Origin of the sequence: Bradyrhizobium sp. LTSP849, from assembly GCF_000938255.1 — a bacterium.
Taxonomy (GTDB): Bacteria; Pseudomonadota; Alphaproteobacteria; order Rhizobiales; family Xanthobacteraceae; genus Bradyrhizobium.
Map to the genome: position 1 here is coordinate 204,364 of NZ_JYMR01000056.1, position 17,431 is coordinate 221,794.

Here is a 17,431-nt window from a genome sequence, read left to right on the forward strand (position 1 = left end):
CCTCTCACGCCTCCAATTGCTTGCCGATCGGAAGTGCGCGGATGCGCTTTCCGGTCGCGGCGAAAATCGCGTTCATTAGCGCCGGTGCAAACGGCGGCACTCCGGGCTCGCCGACGCCGCTCGGCGGCGTGTCGGGTCCGGGCGGGACGATATAGACGTTGGTGATCAGCGGAGATTCGTCGATCCTGATGACTTGGAAGTCGTCAAAGTTCTTCTGCACCACCTTGCCTTCCTTGAAGCTGATCTCGCCATATTTGGCGAGGCTCAGCCCCATGATCGCCGCGCCCTCGATCTGCGACTGGATGCGCTCGGGGTTGACATAGGTGCCACAGTCGATCGCAGTGTCGACCCGTGGCACCGTCAGCTTGCCCTTGTCGTCGATCGCGACCTCGACGATGGTCGCGATATAGCTGACGAAGCTGCGGTGCACGGCGATACCGAGACCGTGGCCCTTCGGCACGCTGCGTCCCCATTCGCCCTTCTCAGCGACCAGCTCGACGACCTTGCGCAGGCGCGCGGTGTCGATCGGGTAGCTGTCAAAGGGCTCGCCGTAGTTCCACATGTCTTTCACGGCAGGCTTGACGATACGCGGGCTGCCGATCAGCGCGAGCAGCGTCTCCTTCTGGTCGCGGCCGGTCGCGTTCGCGATCTCGCCGACCATCGACTGCACCGCAAAGGCGCGCGGGATGTTCGAGACCGAGCGGAACCAACCGATGCGGGTGAACGCCGCGGCCTCCGGGTTCTCGCAACTGATGTTGGCGATCTCGAACGGCATGTCGACGAGTCCCATGCCGAGCTCGAACGCCGCCGCGTGGTTTGCGCCTGCGGCAAAGGTCGAGGCGATGGTGGGGGCCACGCTGCGGTGGCGCCACGCGACCACCTTGCCGCTCTTGTCGAGGCCTGCCTCGATCCGCTCGACCGAGACGGTGTGCAGGAAGTCGTGGTGGAGGTCGTCCTCCCGCGTCCACTGCACCTTCACCGGCGCGCCGAGTTCTTTCGACAGCAGTGCGGCCTCGAGCGCGAAGTCGCATTTCGACTTGCGCCCGAAACCGCCGCCGAGCAGCGTGACGTTGACGGTGACGTTGCCTTCGGGAATGCCGAGCGTCTTGGCGACGTCCTCGCGCGTGCCGCCCGGGCTCTGCACCGGCGCCCAGATCTCCGCCTTGTCGCCCTTGACGTCGGCAATCGCGACCGGCGGCTCCATGCTGGCATGAGCGAGATGGGGCAGGTAATATTCGCCGATCACGACCTTGTCGGCGCTCTTCAGCGCGGCGTCCGCGTCGCCCTCGGCGCGCACGACGAGGCCGGGCTTGCGCGAGGCCTCCTCGAGCTCCTTGCGATAGGCAACCGAGTCGTACTTGCCGTTGGCGCCGTCGTCCCAGACCAGCTTCAGCGCGTCGCGGCCCTTGATCGCCGCACCGGTGTTGCGGGCGATCACCGCGACGCCGCCGAGCGGCTGGAACTTCGAGGGCCACGGCCAGCCGCGGACCTGCATCACCTTCTCGACGCCGGAGACTTTCATCGCCTCGGCCGGGTCGAACGAGACCAGTTTGCCTCCGGTGACCGGCGGCCGCGCGATCACGGCATACTTCATGCCTGGCAGGCGCACGTCGGCGCCGTAACCCGCCTTGCCGGTGGTGATGTCGTGGAGATCGACGATGCCGATCTGGCCCTTGGTCAGATAGCGGAAGTCTTTTGGGTCCTTCAGCTTGAGGCCTTCGATGCTCGGCACCGATTCCTTGGCGGCATCGGCGGCGAGCTCGCCGAAGCCGAGCTTGCGCCCGCTGGCGCCGTGGACGACCTCGTGATTGACGGCCTTGACCTCGGTCGCAGGCACGCCCCAGCGCTTGGCGGCCGCCTGCTCCAGCATGGTGCGGGCGGAAGCGCCGATCTGGCGCATCGGGATCAGATAGTGCCGCGTGCTGCGCGAGCCGTCGGTGTCCTGGTTGCCGAACTTGACCTCGTCGCCATGGGCCTGCTGCACTTTTACCTTGGACCAATCGGCTTCCATTTCCTCTGCTACGATCAGCGGCAGACTGGTGCGTACGCCGGTGCCCATCTCGGAGCGATGGGCGAGGATGGTGACGGTGCCGTCGGGCGCGACCGCGACGAAGATGCGTGGATCCACCACGACGCCATGCGGCATTTTTCCGGCGCCGGTCTCATAGGCAAAAGCCTGGCGGGACATCACGGGGGCGGCGAGTACGAAGCCACCGGTGATGCCGATCCCCCTGAGGATGCTGCGGCGTGAGATCTTCTCGACCCTGGTGTGCTTTTCGAAGCCACGAAGCTTTCGGGGATTGTCGATGAAATTCATGTCACACTCCCGTCGATGCGAGATGGACGGCGTTCTCGATGCGCTGATAGCAGCCGCAACGGCAGATGTTGCCGGACATCGCCTCGCGGATCTGGTCGTGCGACGGCTTTGGATTGTCCATCAACAGGGCCGCGGCCTGCATGATCTGGCCGGCCTGGCAGAAGCCGCATTGGGGGACGTTGACCTGGCGCCAGGCCTTCTGAACGGCGTGGTCGCCGGTCGGATGCAGTCCCTCGATCGTGGTGATCTCGCGTCCGGCGACGTCGTTGATCGACGTGATGCAGGAGCGCACCGCCTCCTTGTCGACGATGACCGTGCAGGCGCCGCACAGCGCCTGGCCACAGCCAAATTTGGTGCCGGTCAGCCCGGCCTCGTCGCGCAGGAACCAGAGTAGCGGGAGATCCGGGTCGCCGCCCCAGCTCTGTTCCTGGCCGTTGATCTTCACCTTGATCATGATCGTCCCTCGCTCTTCATAAGCATTGCCGATTATGGAAGTGCCGATTTCGGTCGGCATCATGGTCCGTGCGTCGTCGCAACCACACTCCGGCCCGTTGTCCCGCACGGGCAAATCCCGGCAGGGGGCAAAATGCGAATCGCGATGTCCGGATGTGCTCGATACCTCCCGTTTTGTTCTTAATTGATTGAACTGCGCGCGGCATCGTGACGCCGCGATCGTAGCAGAGATCGGGTCGGCCCGGCGTTCACAGCCGGGTGTTCTCGACGTGAGCAGATTGCATCCGTGGTTTGTCAAAAGCAGGGCGCGGCAAGACGTTGCGCGTTTTGCGCGACTGCAAAATCAGATTCGAGGTGAAAAAGGCTTCGTCCGCCAGCGAGACTGTGCGGACGAAGCAGGATGCCTCAGTCGAGAGAGGGAGAAACGCAAGGCCTGCGGACTTCAGGAAGGAAGCTTTGGGCTCTGCGCAGTCATTCAGAGACCAGGACTGAGGGAGCCAATGGCTCTCGCATATGCAAAGTGCACGGGCGGCGACATCGTCGCGATCAACTGGGCGCGATCATCAGCGAACCGCAACCGTCCGGCTCGCTGGCGATGGTTGCGACCAGCGAGCGGACGGGGCTTGGCAACGTCTGGCGGCCTTGTTCAGGCGGCTTTGGCTTTGGCGACGTGGGTCGCGATCGCGTCCATCAGCGCCGGAGACAGGCAATCATAGGGCTCGAGCCCGATTTCCTTCAGCCGCGAGCGGATGCCGGCCATCTGCTCCGGCTTCACGCCCGATTCGATTACCGAAGAGACGAAGGCGGCGAATTGCGGCGCCTGCGAGCCCTGCTCCTGGAACAGCTCCGGATGGACGAAGTCGAGACCGTAGAACGGATGGTTCTTGTTCTCGATGCGGCCATACATATGCGTGCCGCAGGCCTTGCAGGCATGACGCTGGATCACCGCGGAAGCGTCGACGATCTGGAGCTTGTCGCCGTTCTCGAGCACGGTGACGTTCTGGCGCGGTACCACCGCGACGACGGAGAAGTTCGCGCCCTGCGGCTTCCAGCACTTGGTGCAGCCGCAGGCGTGGTTGTGCGCCACGTCGCCCTTGATGCCGACCTTGACCTGGTGGTCCTTGCATTTGCAGGCCAGCGTGCCGCCGGCAAAGTGGCCGGTGCCTTGCTTGAGGCCGTTGTCGATCGAGGGGTGGAGTGCAGTCATGGGTCGATCCTCCTTGGGTGTGACGCTTTCGAGTTAGAACACGACGACTGAACGGATGGATTTGCCCTCATGCATCAGCTCGAAGCCCTTGTTGATGTCTTCGAGCTTGAGCGTGTGGGTGATCATCGGATCGATCTGGATCTTTCCGTTCATGTACCAGTCGACGATCTTCGGCACGTCGGTGCGGCCGCGCGCGCCGCCGAATGCGGTGCCGCGCCAGTTGCGGCCGGTGACGAGCTGGAACGGACGTGTTGCGATCTCCTTGCCGGATTCTGCGACGCCGATGATGATCGATGTGCCCCAGCCGCGATGACAGGCTTCCAGCGCCTGGCGCATCACCGTGGTGTTGCCGGTGCAGTCGAAAGTGTAGTCGGCGCCACCGTCGGTGAGGCTCACGAGATGCGGGACGATGTCGCCGGTGATCTTCTTGGGATTGACGAACTCGGTCATGCCGAACCGGCGGCCCCATTCCTCCTTGGAGTCGTTGATGTCAACGCCGATGATCTTGTCGGCGCCGGCCATCTTGGCGCCCTGGATCACGTTGAGCCCGATGCCGCCGAGGCCGAACACGACGACGTTGGAGCCCGGCTCGACCTTGGCGGTGTTGACGACGGCGCCGACGCCGGTGGTGACGCCGCAGCCGATGTAGCAGCTCTTGTCGAACGGCGCGTCCTCGCGGATCTTCGCCACCGCGATCTCCGGCAGTACCGTGAAGTTGGAGAAGGTCGAGCAGCCCATATAGTGGTAAACCGGCTTGCCCTTGTAGGAGAAGCGGCTGGTGCCGTCGGGCATCACGCCCTTGCCTTGCGTCGCGCGGATCGCGGTGCAGAGATTGGTCTTCCGGCTCAGGCAGCTTTTGCACTGCCGGCATTCCGGCGTGTAGAGCGGGATGACGTGATCACCCGGCTTCACCGAGGTCACGCCCGCGCCGATCTCGCGGATGATACCGGCGCCCTCATGGCCCAGGATCGACGGGAAGATTCCCTCGCTGTCGAAACCGTCGAGCGTGTAGGCGTCGGTATGGCAGATGCCCGTCGCCTTGATCTCGACCAGGACTTCGCCGGCCTTCGGTCCTTCCAGATCGACTTCAACGATCTCGAGCGGCTTCTTGGCTTCGAAAGCGACGGCGGCACGTGTCTTCATCGGTAACTCCTCAAATTCTCGCAGGGCGCCAAGACTTAAGTCTCGGTCGGCCCCCAAACGTTCACTTCTTGCCCATGCACGAGTCTTCGTTCTTGGTATAGGCGTCGTTCTTGTCCTCGTGCTTGCCGGGCCGGGCACGGCCCCAGGCTTCGTTGGAGCGGGCACGCAGATAGACGTAGAGATCGTCCATGTAGCAGGCGACGTTCGGGTTATCGCCGAAGGCCGGCATCACGTTCTCCGACGCAGTCGAGATGTTCTTGCGGCCGGAGGCGACGACGCCTAGAAAATCGGCATAGCTCATGGTCTTGAGTGAATCCTTCAGTGCCGGGGCGTAGGTCGAGCCCATTCCATCCGGGCCGTGGCACACATGGCAGTCCGAGTGATAGCGGCGGTATCCCGAATAGGTGTACCAGTCGACGGATTCGCCGTTGATCTTGTAGGTCGGGTTACCCTCCTTATCGAGCCATTCGCCAGTTTCGTTCTGCTTGACGGCAGTGGGGTCACCCGAGCCGTCCGCGATAGCAATTCCACCAGACGCAACGAAGATCATCGCAGCAATGACAGAGCAGATTTTACGCAAGAGGTGTTCCTCGAAGGCGTTCGGTGGAGACGAGCCGGCGCGTGGAGTTGATCCACGCGCCGGAGCGATACAGAGGTGAGGCTAGTTCGTCGGCAGCGAGAACACGGTCAGCGTACCGCCGAGGGCCGTGTAGTTGCTGAGCGCCGCGTAGCCACCGACTGCGCCGAGACCGGCGGTCGGATCGGTCAGGCCAGCGGCGAGACCGATGCCGGCCCAGCCACCCACGCCGGAGAGAACTGCGACATACTGCTTGCCGCCGTTTTCATAGGTGGTGACGTTGCCGATGATGCCGGAGGGAGTCTTGAACTTGTAGAGCTCCTTGCCGGTCTTGGCGTCCACTGCCTTCAGGTAGCCTTCGAGCGTGCCGTAGAACACCACGCCGCCGGCGGTTGCGAGTGCACCTGACCAGACCGAGAACTGCTCCTTGTTCGACCAGACGATCTTGCCGGTCTTGCCGTCCCAGGCGATGAAGTTACCCATGTTGGTATCGCCTTGCGGCGGATACATCGAGAGCGTTGCGCCCACATAGGGCTGGCCCGCGGTGTAGCTCACCTTGAACGGTTCGTAGTCCATGCAGACGTGGTTGGTCGGGACGTAGAACAGCTGCGTGTCCGGCGAGTAGGCTGCCGGCTGCTCGTCCTTGGTGCCGAGCGCGGCCGGGCAGATGCCCTTCACGTTGTGGTCCTCGCCGGCCTTGTCGGTCGAAGCTGCATCGAGCACCTTCGGACGGCCATAGGTCGCCGAGTTCTTGTCCATGTCGACGCCGGAGGTCCAGTTCACCTTCGGATCGTACTTCTCGGCGACCAGCAATTCGCCGGTGACGCGATCGAGCGTATAGCCGAGGCCGTTACGATCGAAATGCGTCAGCAGCTTGCGCGGGGCACCGCCAATGGTCTGATCGCTGAGAATCATCTCGTTGACGCCGTCGTAATCCCATTCGTCATGGGGCGTCATCTGGTAGACCCACTTGGCAACGCCGGTGTCCGGGTTGCGTGCCCAGATCGTCATCGACCATTTGTTGTCGCCGGGACGCTGCTTCGGATTCCAGGTCGAGGGATTGCCCGATCCGTAATAGACGAGGTTCAGCTCGGGATCGTAGGAGATCCAGCCCCATGTCGCGCCGCCGCCGATCTTCCACTGATCGCCTTGCCACGTCTTCAGGCTGGAATCCTTGCCGACCGGCTTGCCGAGCGCGGTGGTCTTGTCGTCGACCAGGATCTGGTCATCCGGTCCTTCCGAGAACCCGCGCCAGGCCAGCTTGCCGGTCTTGATGTCGTAGGCGGTCATATGAGCCTGGACACCAAACTCGCCGCCGGAGATGCCGACCAGCACCTTGTCCTTGACGACCAGCGGTGCCGAGGTGCCAGTCTCGCCCTTGCTCGGATCGCCGTTCTTCGCGGTCCACGCAACCTGACCGGTCTTGGCGTCGAGCGCGACCAGGGTCGTGTCGGCCTGATGCAGGAAGATCTTGCCGTCACCATAGGCGACGCCGCGGTTAACCGTGTCGCAGCACATCACCGGAATGACGTTCGGGTCCTGCTTGGGCTCGTATCTCCAGACGATCTTGTTCTCATTCGAAAGGTCAATAGCGTAGACCTTGTTCGGGAACGGCGTGTGGACGTACATCATGTTGCCGACGATCAGCGGTCCACCTTCGTGGCCGCGCAGCACGCCGGTCGAGAAGGTCCAGGCGACCTGAAGCTTGCCGACATTTTGTGCGTTGATCTGGTTCAGCTTGGAATAGCGGGAATTGGCGTAGTCGCCCGCCTGCATCACCCAGTCTTTCGGGTTCTGCGACATCTTGTTCAGCTCGTCATTGGCTGAAGCGCTGCCGACAGCGAGAGCCGCCGCGGAGCCAAGAAAGGTCGCCAGTAGCACCTTGCGCATAGTCATTCCTCCGTTGATCTCGTTTATTGTTTCCGAAGCATTGCTTAATCGCCGGGCTTCACGTCCAGCGTCTGCTCGTGCAGGGCGGTCACGATTGGGACCAGAAACGATGCTGGGGGTTTCCTCCTCCTGATGAGAGCCACAGGTCCGCGTGCAGGGCGGCCCGTTTTTGTTGTTCCTGTCGTAATTCCTAACGGGTTCGCGATCGGGAAACTTGCCCAAGAGAGAAGCCGCTTTGCTCGACAGCGCACGGGTGCGAAGTTTTTGATTTTGCAGGAGCGAATTCAGCTTTTTCGCACCGCGCAAGCGCGGGCCGCATCGCTGGTTCCCCTTGACGGCGTTGCAACTAAGGCGGAGGATTAACCTCCAAGGGCAGCAGAGGAGCGATGGCGCTCGTTCCAAAAGACCGCCCCAATTTGAGGTAAACGTCACGCAATCACGACTGAGGGCTCCGGCTGCACCGGTCGTGATTCGCATCGAATCTCCCGGATGAAAGCAGTGGCTGGATTAATGTCCGACTCAATTCACACGCTCTCGACGACCGGAATGACGCCGAAGAGGCAGATCCAGAGCTGGATTGACGGGCTGACGAGTCTGTGCGGCCATTTCGACGTCGATCCGCTGGAGGCGTCCTCGCTCGAAGGCCGCATCGATTACACATCCGTCTCGCGCCTGAAGCTCTGCCAGATCGAGGTGAGCCAGCATCGCATCGCGCACACGCTGGCGCGCGCCAAGGCCAATGAACACCCGTACATCAAGATCCACTTCCAGACCTACGGCGTGTCGTATTTCGAGCAGGAAGGCCGCCACATCGAGCTGAACCCCGGCGACATCATCGCCTATGACGTCTCCTGCCCGCATTCGATCATCAGTCCCGCCTTCACGCGCCACGATGTGGTGATCGTGCCGAAGTCGCTGCTCCGCGACCGCGGATTCCCGTCGCAGCGGATGCCGGCCTGCAAGCTGTCGTCGCGCACCGGAACGGGGCGGATCGCCCATGATTTCGTCCATGCCACGTTCGACGAAGCGGCAAAGCTGTCGGCGAACAGCGCGGTCGGCGTCGCCGATTCGCTGATCGATCTGTTGCTGCTGCCGCTGCGCGAAGCCGACACGATGCTCGATCGGGTCGGGCCCGAGGCGATGTATGTGCGCGCGCAGTTCTTTATCCGCGAACACCTGCGCGATCCCGATCTGTGCATCGACCAGATCTCCGCCGAGCTTGGCTGCTCGAAGCGCTATCTGCACATGCTGTTCTCCGAGCGTGGCACCACGGTGAGCGACTACATCTGGCAGGCGCGCTTGCAGAACTGCCGCCAGGAGCTCGAGGCGCACGCCGGCAAGACCATCACCGACGTCGCGTTCTCCTGGGGCTTCTCCAGCTCATCGCACTTCAGCCGCGTATTCCGGAAATATTTCGGCGTGGTGCCGTCCTCGATCCACAAGGCCCAGCAGGGCGCTGTCGCCGCGGACGAGAACTAGGCGAGGCGTCACCCGCCGAATCCGTACTCACGGAGAAGCCTGCGTCGGCCCACCAGCTTTCCGCGTGACCCGTTGCCAGACAATCTCTGTCAGGGCGACCGCAATGAGCCCAAACGCACCGCCGGTAATCACGTTGGCGACGCGCTCTTCCGCGATCCCGCTGGCGCCGCCGGCAAAGGATGCGGCGAGCGCGATGAAGAAGCAGCGCAGGCCGAAGCCGACGATATAGCGGGAGAACGAAATCAGCGTGAGGGTCGCTGCGAGAACCGCGAGCGCGTAGCCGATGCGGCTCTGCGGCAGCGCGATGCCGGCGAGGAAGCCGAGTGGCACGCCGACGAACGCGCCGATGGCTCTCTGTTTCAGCTTGCCGGTCGAGGCGGAGAGGTCACCGACGACGACGCTTGCAGCCGACCACATCACCCATTGCCCCTGCTTGAGATCCAGAACCTCGACCAGTGCGGCTGCGGCGAAGACCGCCATGGCGGTTGCGAGCGAGGGCAAGAACCATTCGGCTATGGGCGGTCCGAACGAGGTCGCGGCGTCACCGCGTCGCCGCCGGTCGTAGATCTGGATGCCGCAGACCAGCGCCAGCGCAATCGGCGAGGACACGACGATCATGCCGGCATGGCGTAAAGCTTCCGCGGCACTTACGCCTTCCCGCACCTCGCAGGCGAGATAGACCGCGGGGATGAACACCCAGTTGCCGAGGGTGCGGAAGTGTTCGCCGTAACGCGTCACCGCGACGGCCAGGAAGCCGGCAAGCGCCGTCAGCACCACGAACAGCGGCTTGATCGGGGCGGCAAGGAAGAGCGCGGCAAAGGTTACGAGGATCGCGAGGTAGTGCCAGGCGACCACCTTCGGCGCCAGCTGCAGCCGCAGCGCGGGAATGAGCAGCGACACTGCGACGAGCCCCAGGTTCAGCAGCGCGGTTTCGCGCGAGACGAAATAGGCGGCGACAAACGGGCCAACGACGATCAGCGCGCGCGCGAGCTCGCTGGCCTTGATCTCCCGGGACAGGGCATCGCGCAAGCTTGTGGCGGACGGGATGGTCGGGGAGTTCACAATGGCACCAAGCGTCGAAATGAAGCACGAAACATAGCACGAAAACGAAATCTGTATTTTCGCGCGTGGGACGATGATCTCGCCACACTCTCGCTGTCATCGCCCGGCTTTCAGTGATCTGTCCGGACTAAACACTTGACCGGGCGATCCAGTACTCTGTGACGTCCGTGATTGAATCGAGAGGCCGCGGCGTACTGGATGCCCCGCCTTCGCGGGGCATGATAGCGGAGAACGAGGCCGTACCGTTCTCACTGCCGAGCGATCACCGCTGAATGATCTGCCTCCAGACATCACCAAGGATCGCGGGCTCGCGCGGCGGCAGGTAGGTGAGCCCGGCCTCTTTGCCGAACGCGGCGATCTTGCCCTCAGCGGCGAGCTCTGTCAGGGCCCTGTTGACGGCGTCGATCAGGGTGGGGTCGCTTGCAAGCCCGACATATCCGCGATTGGCGCCGATCGGATAATAGTAGCCGGAGGCTGATATCGCGGTGTCGGGATGGGCGGTGCGATGGGCATCGAGGCGGCCGAGGTCGATCAGCGTCGCATCATAGTCGCCACGGGCAAGCGCGCCCAGCAAATCGTCACGGCCGGGCACGAGATGCGTGATGTTGTCGATCAGGCGCCCCTTGTCGAAGCTCATCAAGATGGCATCGCCCAGCGACCCACTCTCGATCGCGAGGCGAAGGCCGGCAAGATCGCCGATACCGCCGATCTTGCGGTCGCGCGCCTTCGGGCCGAGCACCACCGTCATCGGGGCGTAGACGTAAGGCCGGCTCGGCGCGAGCACGCCGAGCGCGACCCGGCGCCGTCGGTCGTCGCGCGTCGCGCCAGTGAAATCCGGCAAGCGCGCCGTCTTCATGCCGGGGATCACCAGCGAATCCGTCGTCAGCGCGTAGCCGCCGACGAGCGAGCAGCGCCCGTCGGACAGCAGCGCATTGGCCTCGAGCTGCGGGCTCGAATCCTCATCCAGCTTGCTCTCGAACCACTGGATCCTGAGCGGCCGTCCCAGCCGGTCCGCGATCGCCTGCGCCAGCACCACGTCGAAGCCGGAATCCGGCTTGCCGCGGTGATGCACCGAGAGCGGGGGCCGGTCCTCGTCGAGACAGACGCTCAACGGATCAGCCGCCCAGCCTGTCGTCGCCGGCATCGCGAGCATCGCAGCAAGACCGAGCGCTGCCAGCCGACCCCTCATGGCTTCCTCCGGCTTGAGATGAAGGCCCAGAGATTGCCGATCTCGTCGTCGCTGAGGATATCGCCCCAGGGCGGCATCTTGTTGTTCTTGCCGTTTTTCACGGTGGTGACGAAGCGCGTCCTGTCGTCGGGAAAGGCGCGCAGGTCCGGCGTGATCGTGCCGGCGTTCATCATGTTGGGGCCATGGCAGTGCGAGCATTTCGCGGCGTAGGTTGATTTGCCCTGGTCGATCTGCATTTGCACGGGATTGCCATTTGCGTCATCCGCGGCACGAACGGTCGCCGCAAGCGCGACCGTCAGCGCCGCGACGGCGGCGAGGATCGCCGCCGTCCTGGAAGATACGTCTCTCAGCACGTTTCGCCTGTCGCTATTGCTTGACCGCAAAAACCCACAACGATCCGCCGGCGGGCACGCTGGCGAGCCTCTCGTCACCCGAGAAGATCGAGTAGACGCCGCCATAGCCGCTGGCAATCGCGACATATTGCACGCCATCCTGCTGCCATGTCACCGGCTGCCCCTCGATTCCGGAGCCCGTCTGGAAACTCCAGAGCTTCTTGCCGTTGTCGGCGTCGAAGGCCTCGAACTCGCCGGTCAGCGCGCCCGTGAATACGACGCCACCGGCGGTCGACAGCACGCCGGAGAAGCGTGGAATGTCGCTTGGTGCTTCCCACTTCGCCTTGCCTGTCATGGGATCGATGGCCTTGAGATGGCCGCGTGGTCCATCGGGCCAGTCCCACAGGTCAGTCAGATCCATGCCGAGATACCACTCGCCTGCCTTATAGGTCGCCGGCTCGGTCTTGTAGTGACCGCCGAAGGCGAGCGTGTTCGCGTAAGCGAGCCCCGTCTGCGGGTTGAACGACATCGGCTCCCAGTTCTTGCCGCCAAGAAGCGACGGATAGACGACGACCTTCTTGCCCTCGCGCGCGTCCTTGCTGACATCGGTCTCGATCGGCCGTCCGCTCTTCATGTCGATACCGGTCGCCCAGTTCACCTTCACGTAGGGGTTGGCCGCAAGCAGCTTTCCGTTGGTGCGGTCGAGGACGTAGAAGAAGCCGTTGCGGTTGGCATCCATCAGCACCTTGGTCGGCTTGCCTTCGACGTTCATGTCGGCGAGCACCATCTCGGCCACGGAATCATAGTCGAACGGATTGTTCGGCGAGAACTGGTAGTGCCACTTGATCTTGCCGGTCTTGGGATCCATCGCCAGCACGGAGCAAGTGTAGAGGTTGTCGCCGGGGCGTACCGCCGAATTGAACGGTCCGGGATTGCCGATGCCCCAATAGACTGTGTTCAGCTCGGGATCGTAGGACCCCGTGATCCAGGTCGAGCCGCCGCCAAGCTTCCAGGTGTCGCCCTTCCAGGTATCGCCACCGGGCTCGTCCGGTGAAGGGATCGAATGGGTGCGCCAGAGATGCTTGCCCGTTGCCGGATCCCAGCCGTCGATGAAGCCGCGGGTGCCGAACTCGGCGCCGGAGATGCCGGTGATGATGACGCCGTCGGCGACCAGCGGGGCCACCGTCATCGAATAGCCCTCCTTGATGTCGGCCGCCTTCTGCCGCCACAGCTCCTTGCCGTCCTTGGCGTCGATCGCGATCACGTTGGCATCGAGCGTGGTGCGGAACAGCTTGCCGTCAAAAAGTGCGGCGCCGCGATTGATGATGCCGCAGCAGACGATGCGCGGCGTCTCGGCCGGATATTCGATCTTGGACTTCCAGATCTGCTTGCCGGTCTTGGCGTCGACCGCCATGGTCGCGTTGTGCGAGGTCACGTAGATCACGCCCTGGTAGACCAGCGGCTGCGATTCCTCGCTGCGATCGTCGTTGAAACTGTAGTTCCAGACCGGGACGAGGTTCTTGATGCTGTCCTTGTTGATCTGGTTCAGGGTCGAGAAGCGCTGGAGATTGTAGCCCATCCCGTAATTGAGAACGTTCGACGTGTCGGTTGCGCCCTTGACCAGTTGGTCGGTCGTTTGTGCGCTCGCAACCGAGCATGCGGATATGACGAGGCTCGCGGCCATCGCTAAGCGTTTCATCCGTTCCTCCCAATACGCGCGCCTTTTGACGCTGCGAGAGTAACATTCCGCCCGAATGCAAAACCCGTCAATACGAAAGTCGAACGCGTGCTGCCGATATGTTGGACGCCAGATGCCGGGCCTCGCTCGGTCATTCCCGAAAGATTTTGCACGTCTTGCGCGAATGCGCTGCATCAATTTCCGTGGCACGAAGATTGGCGCGGCGCGAGATTTGGGCGCGACCGGGGTCCGCTTGTCGAAGGGACGTTGCAATTCCGCTTGAACCGGGGACCGCTTGCGGACTTATGTTGTCGCGATCCCGCGCGAATCGGGGCTCTTGGTCAGGGAGGTTTTGATGATATCGCGTCGCTCTGTTGCTCTTGGGTTGACGATTGCGCTGCTGTCTGTTCCGGCTTGGTCGGCATCCGGCAGCGCCGTCAAGATGTTCGATACCGACAACGACGGCACGCTCGATCTCGCCGAGGTGAAGAAGGCGGCAGCTGCGCTGTTCGCAAAGCTCGACCCCGACCACGATGGCACGCTCGACGTGCGCGAATTGCGCGGACGGCTAACGGCGAAAGAACTTGCTGCCGCTGATCCCGATCACGATGGAACACTGACGCTCGATGAATATCTGTCCGTAGTCGAGCAGCGTTTCAAAGCGGCCGACCCTGACAATGATGGGACGCTGGATGCCAAGGAGCTGAAGTCGCGCAAAGGGCAGTCACTGCTGCGGCTGCTGCGCTGAAAGCGGCTTTTGCGCGGCGCGCTTTGACCGAGAGCGAAGGCGGTTTGTCCAAGAGCGAACTTGCCTCGCACAAAGTGCAGCATCGCTGTATCAGCGCTTCGATTCCAGACTTGCTTAGTGCCTGACGCAGCCCTAGGTTTTGCCCGGCGCGATGTCGCGCCCAATACCCTTGGGAGACCCGAATGGCTTGGAAAGCTCCGAAGATCGTGGAAGTGCCGGTCGGCATGGAAATCAACATGTACGCCTGCGCTTCGCGCAAGTAAGACCACCTGACGACCTGCCGCGGCTTCGATGGCGCATGCCGTCGAAGCCGTGGTAGTGTCCGCGATGCGAACTGGAGCCCACACAATCTGGACGGCGATTGCGTGCACGCTCGCGCTGGCACCGGCATGCGTCAGCGCCGAAGAGGGCTTTGATACCGAGCACATCTTCGGCTTCATGATCGGCAGTGATGTCGGCAATCCCGGCGAGCGGGAACTCCAGAGCCAGACGACGGGTCGGTTCGGCAAGGGCGCCGGGACCTATCGTGCCATCAGCCAGGAGGTCGAGATCGAAATCGTACCGCTGCCGAATTTTCGCATCGAGGTCGGCGGCACGACGACGATGCACGACATCACCGGCGTCCCCGACATCAATGATCGCCGCCAGCTCAATTTCCAGGGCGCCTCGCTCGATCTGCGTTATCGCCTGCTCGAACGGGAGAACGCCCCGTTCGGTTTGACGGTTGCCACTGAGACCCATGGCGATCGTATCGACGAGATCAGCGGCGCGAAGGGGCGGATGTACGGTACCGACTTCACGCTCGCCTTCGACCGCGAGCTGATCCCGAACTTCGTGATAGGTGCGCTCAACCTGATCTACCAGCCGGAATGGGCGCGCTTCGAGGTGACAGGACTGTCCGAGAAAAGCTCGACCATCGGCGCCGCCTTCGCCGGCATGGTGCGCGTGCGGCCTAATTTCCTGCTCGGCGGTGAGATGCGCTACTTCCGGCAGTATGAGGGCATCGGCCTTGGCGAGTTCGCAGGCCAGGCCCTGTTCGTCGGGCCCACCGCCTATTTTCAGATATCGGAGCGCTCGCGGCTCACCCTGAGCTGGAGCATGCAGGCCTGGGGACGTTCGGCCGGATCAGCCGCCAATCTCGACCTCGTCAATTTCGAGCGGCATCAGGCGCGGTTGGTGTTCGGTGTTAACTTCTAGCGGAGCGGTTCCCTCACGCTGGATTGAAACTTCCGGCTCCTCGGGACGTATCCATTTATGCTAATGTAGAGCGCCCTTGCGCGAGGATCCCGGCATGAACCCGATCGACCTGGTGGTGACTGTGTGTGCGGTGCTCTCGCCTGCCACCTGCGAAGAGCAGCACATTGTGTTCAACTTTGCGGGGTCGCCGACGCAATGCGCCATGGCCGCGCCGCCCTATATCGCGCAATGGGTCGGCGACCACCCGAAGTGGCAGGCGGTGCGGTGGCGCTGCGAATATCCGCACCCGAACGACAAGGCGTGATCCGCTACTTCGTGCAGTCCTTCAGGTCCTTGTCGGCGATCGAGAACACGGCGTCTGCCTTGATCTCGATGTCGCGCACAATGCACTGCCGTGCATTGGCATAGCTGACCTTGGCATCGTAGCGGCCGGGCTCGACGCCGGTGATGCGCAGCCGCTCGTCATGGTCGACCTCCTTGTCCTTGTCGTTCAAGGTCTGGTTCGGACCCCAGTCGGTCTTGCCGGCCGGTGAGAGCTGGAAGCCGGAGATCGTCTCCGCCGTCAGATTCCACAGCCGGATGCCTTTGCCCTTGGCCTGCGCGAGCGCCGCGCCCGGCATCGCAACCAACAGGATGCCGATCGCAATCAGCGTACGCCGCATGGTGACCTCCCAAGAAAATTTCCATGTCATCTCGTTGGGTTCAGTTGATCACGAGTTGTCATTTCGATTCAAGCGGCAGTGCCGCGAGCTCCGCTCTGATCCTGCCGAGTTCGGCCTCGCTGCGCTCCGCGCGCGGGATCGAGATCGGTACCTCCCGGACGATGTGCGCCGGGCGCGGCGACAGGAAGAACAGGCGATCGCCGAGGCGGATGGCGTCGTCGATGCTGTGGGTGACGAGAAGCGTCATCACCGGGCGGCTCCCGACCAGCGATGCGATCTCGTCACGCAGCCGTCCGGCCAGCGCATCGTCGAGCGAGGCAAGCGGCTCGTCGAGCACGAGCAGGTCGGGCTCGACCGCGAATGCGCGGGCGAGGGCGACGCGCCGGGCCAGCCCCAGCGACAATTCGCCGGGGAAGTGGCTGCGATGCTGCTCCAGCTCGAGGGTCCTGAACAATTCGGACAGCTTTGCGTCGCCGATGCCGGGCGCCGCAAGCCGCACGTTCTGTTCGACCGAGCGCCACGGCAGCAGCCGCGGCTCCTGGAACACCATGCCGATCCGCGCCTCCGGCGGACGCGCGATGTGTCCCTCAAAATCGCGGTCGAGCCCGAGGATGATGCGCAGCATCGTACTCTTGCCGCAGCCGGACGGGCCGATCAGCACGCCGACCTCACCGGATTGCAGCGCGAATTTGATCGGCGCCAGCACCTCGTGCGTTCCGCCCGCGGCACTCTCGAATGTCTTGCCTGTGATATCGACTTCAAGCCGCACGGGGTCGCCACCGTGTTGCGCGGGCCTCGAACGGCTGCACCAGCGCGGTCTCGATCACGAGCACGACCGCGGCGAATGTCAGCGAATAGGCGAGCAGCCGCGGCGTGTCGAACAGCTGGAAGGCGACGCCGATCTCGAAGCCGACGCCGTTCGGCCGCCCCAGCAATTCGGCGACCAGCACGATCTTCCACACCAGCGACAAGCCCGAGCGCGCGGAGGCCGCGATATAGGGCGCAAGCTGCGGCAGCACCACATGGCGGAATGCGCGCCAGCGCGGCATCGCGAACACGGTCGCCATCTCGTCGAGTGAGCGGTCGAGCGCGCGGGTGCCCTCGCGCAGGGTGACGACCGCGGTCGGCAGCTTGTTGATGGCGATCGCCGCGATTGCGGCGGCCTCGGTAAGCCCGGCCCAGATATAGGCCAGCACGATCACCACCAGTGCCGGCAGGTTCAGGAGCAGGATCAGCCAGGGATCGCCGAGCCGGTCGGCAAGCTTCACCCGCCCCATCAGATAGCCGATGGCGCTGCCGAGCGACATCGCCAGCACGAAGGACAGCGCGACGCGGGCTAGCGTGGCACCGAGATGCAGGAACAGCGCGCCGCTCGAGGCTTCCGCGATGATGACGTTGAGCACCGCAGGCGGGGAGGGCAGTTTTGCGCCGCCGACGAACAGCGCGGCTGTCCACCAGATCGCAAGCAGCAGGGCCATCGACAGAAGGCGCAGCACC

18 protein-coding genes are annotated in these 17,431 nt (G+C 63.4%); 5 read left to right on the top strand and 13 right to left on the bottom strand.

The window, feature by feature from the left end; genetic code table 11:
• Window positions 1-4: 4 nt before the first annotated feature.
• From UB31_RS38140 to xoxF5, 6 genes are all read right to left on the bottom strand, one after another.
• On the bottom strand, window positions 5-2,317 hold the full coding sequence (locus tag UB31_RS38140) for a xanthine dehydrogenase family protein molybdopterin-binding subunit (protein WP_045014516.1): 2,313 nt from the start codon (window positions 2,315-2,317) through the stop codon (window positions 5-7).
• Window position 2,318: 1 nt separating this feature from the next.
• Entirely contained in the window at window positions 2,319-2,771 is a 453-nt protein-coding gene (locus tag UB31_RS38145; RefSeq protein ID WP_045014736.1) for a (2Fe-2S)-binding protein, read from the bottom strand.
• Window positions 2,772-3,416: 645 nt separating this feature from the next.
• Window positions 3,417-3,977, bottom strand: coding sequence for an S-(hydroxymethyl)glutathione synthase (gene gfa / locus UB31_RS38150; RefSeq protein WP_045006757.1), 561 nt, complete (start codon window positions 3,975-3,977; stop codon window positions 3,417-3,419).
• A 33-nt stretch (window positions 3,978-4,010) separates the two neighbouring features.
• Window positions 4,011-5,120, bottom strand: coding sequence for an S-(hydroxymethyl)glutathione dehydrogenase/class III alcohol dehydrogenase (locus UB31_RS38155; protein WP_045014517.1), 1,110 nt, complete (start codon window positions 5,118-5,120; stop codon window positions 4,011-4,013).
• A gap of 61 nt (window positions 5,121-5,181) precedes the next feature.
• A complete protein-coding gene (locus UB31_RS38160; RefSeq protein ID WP_045006755.1) occupies window positions 5,182-5,670 on the bottom strand; it encodes a c-type cytochrome, methanol metabolism-related in 489 nt (162 codons plus the stop codon).
• Between the two features lie 111 nt (window positions 5,671-5,781).
• Entirely contained in the window at window positions 5,782-7,587 is a 1,806-nt protein-coding gene (gene xoxF5, locus UB31_RS38165; RefSeq protein ID WP_045014518.1) for a lanthanide-dependent methanol dehydrogenase XoxF5, read from the bottom strand.
• A 510-nt stretch (window positions 7,588-8,097) separates the two neighbouring features.
• Here xoxF5 and UB31_RS38170 point away from each other — a divergent pair.
• The gene (locus tag UB31_RS38170) at window positions 8,098-9,066 is read left to right on the top strand and encodes a helix-turn-helix domain-containing protein (protein ID WP_045006753.1); all 969 of its coding nucleotides are present in this window, start codon (window positions 8,098-8,100) and stop codon (window positions 9,064-9,066) included.
• Between the two features lie 27 nt (window positions 9,067-9,093).
• On the opposite strand, the gene UB31_RS38175 is transcribed toward UB31_RS38170, so the two are convergent.
• From UB31_RS38175 to UB31_RS38190, 4 genes are all read right to left on the bottom strand, one after another.
• Complete coding sequence (locus UB31_RS38175) at window positions 9,094-10,128, bottom strand: FUSC family protein (protein WP_045014519.1); 1,035 nt, start codon at window positions 10,126-10,128, stop codon at window positions 9,094-9,096.
• A 262-nt stretch (window positions 10,129-10,390) separates the two neighbouring features.
• Complete coding sequence (locus UB31_RS38180; RefSeq protein ID WP_045014520.1) at window positions 10,391-11,317, bottom strand: substrate-binding periplasmic protein; 927 nt, start codon at window positions 11,315-11,317, stop codon at window positions 10,391-10,393.
• Window positions 11,314-11,670 carry a c-type cytochrome gene (locus UB31_RS38185; RefSeq protein ID WP_045006750.1) on the bottom strand — a complete coding sequence of 119 codons (357 nt, stop codon included), beginning with the start codon at window positions 11,668-11,670 and terminating at the stop codon, window positions 11,314-11,316. The genes UB31_RS38180 and UB31_RS38185 overlap by 4 nt, the downstream gene beginning before the upstream one ends.
• A gap of 13 nt (window positions 11,671-11,683) precedes the next feature.
• Window positions 11,684-13,348 carry a methanol/ethanol family PQQ-dependent dehydrogenase gene (locus tag UB31_RS38190; protein ID WP_045014521.1) on the bottom strand — a complete coding sequence of 555 codons (1,665 nt, stop codon included), beginning with the start codon at window positions 13,346-13,348 and terminating at the stop codon, window positions 11,684-11,686.
• A 334-nt stretch (window positions 13,349-13,682) separates the two neighbouring features.
• Between UB31_RS38190 and lanM the strand changes: the two genes are divergently transcribed.
• The 4 genes from lanM (at window position 13,683) to UB31_RS38210 (ending at window position 15,576) form a co-directional block, all read left to right on the top strand.
• A complete protein-coding gene (lanM, locus tag UB31_RS38195; RefSeq protein WP_045014522.1) occupies window positions 13,683-14,075 on the top strand; it encodes a lanmodulin LanM in 393 nt (130 codons plus the stop codon).
• A 182-nt stretch (window positions 14,076-14,257) separates the two neighbouring features.
• Window positions 14,258-14,338 (top strand): pyrroloquinoline quinone precursor peptide PqqA, encoded by an 81-nt coding sequence (gene pqqA, locus UB31_RS38200; protein ID WP_008562446.1) that lies wholly within the window; start codon window positions 14,258-14,260, stop codon window positions 14,336-14,338.
• Window positions 14,339-14,366: 28 nt separating this feature from the next.
• Window positions 14,367-15,272 carry a DUF6662 family protein gene (locus UB31_RS38205; RefSeq protein WP_045014523.1) on the top strand — a complete coding sequence of 302 codons (906 nt, stop codon included), beginning with the start codon at window positions 14,367-14,369 and terminating at the stop codon, window positions 15,270-15,272.
• A 94-nt stretch (window positions 15,273-15,366) separates the two neighbouring features.
• Window positions 15,367-15,576, top strand: a complete 210-nt coding sequence (locus UB31_RS38210; RefSeq protein WP_045014737.1) for a hypothetical protein — start codon at window positions 15,367-15,369, stop codon at window positions 15,574-15,576.
• Window positions 15,577-15,580: 4 nt separating this feature from the next.
• Here UB31_RS38210 and UB31_RS38215 read toward each other — a convergent pair whose 3' ends face one another.
• The 3 genes from UB31_RS38215 to UB31_RS38225 are packed head-to-tail and all read right to left on the bottom strand — an operon-like array spanning window position 15,581 to window position 17,430.
• The gene (locus tag UB31_RS38215) at window positions 15,581-15,934 is read right to left on the bottom strand and encodes a hypothetical protein (RefSeq protein WP_045014524.1); all 354 of its coding nucleotides are present in this window, start codon (window positions 15,932-15,934) and stop codon (window positions 15,581-15,583) included.
• A 58-nt stretch (window positions 15,935-15,992) separates the two neighbouring features.
• The gene (locus UB31_RS38220) at window positions 15,993-16,703 is read right to left on the bottom strand and encodes an ABC transporter ATP-binding protein (RefSeq protein ID WP_045014525.1); all 711 of its coding nucleotides are present in this window, start codon (window positions 16,701-16,703) and stop codon (window positions 15,993-15,995) included.
• Window positions 16,693-17,430, bottom strand: coding sequence for an ABC transporter permease (locus tag UB31_RS38225; RefSeq protein WP_045014526.1), 738 nt, complete (start codon window positions 17,428-17,430; stop codon window positions 16,693-16,695). Before UB31_RS38225 ends, UB31_RS38220 begins: the two co-directional genes overlap by 11 nt.
• Window position 17,431: the final 1 nt, after the last annotated feature.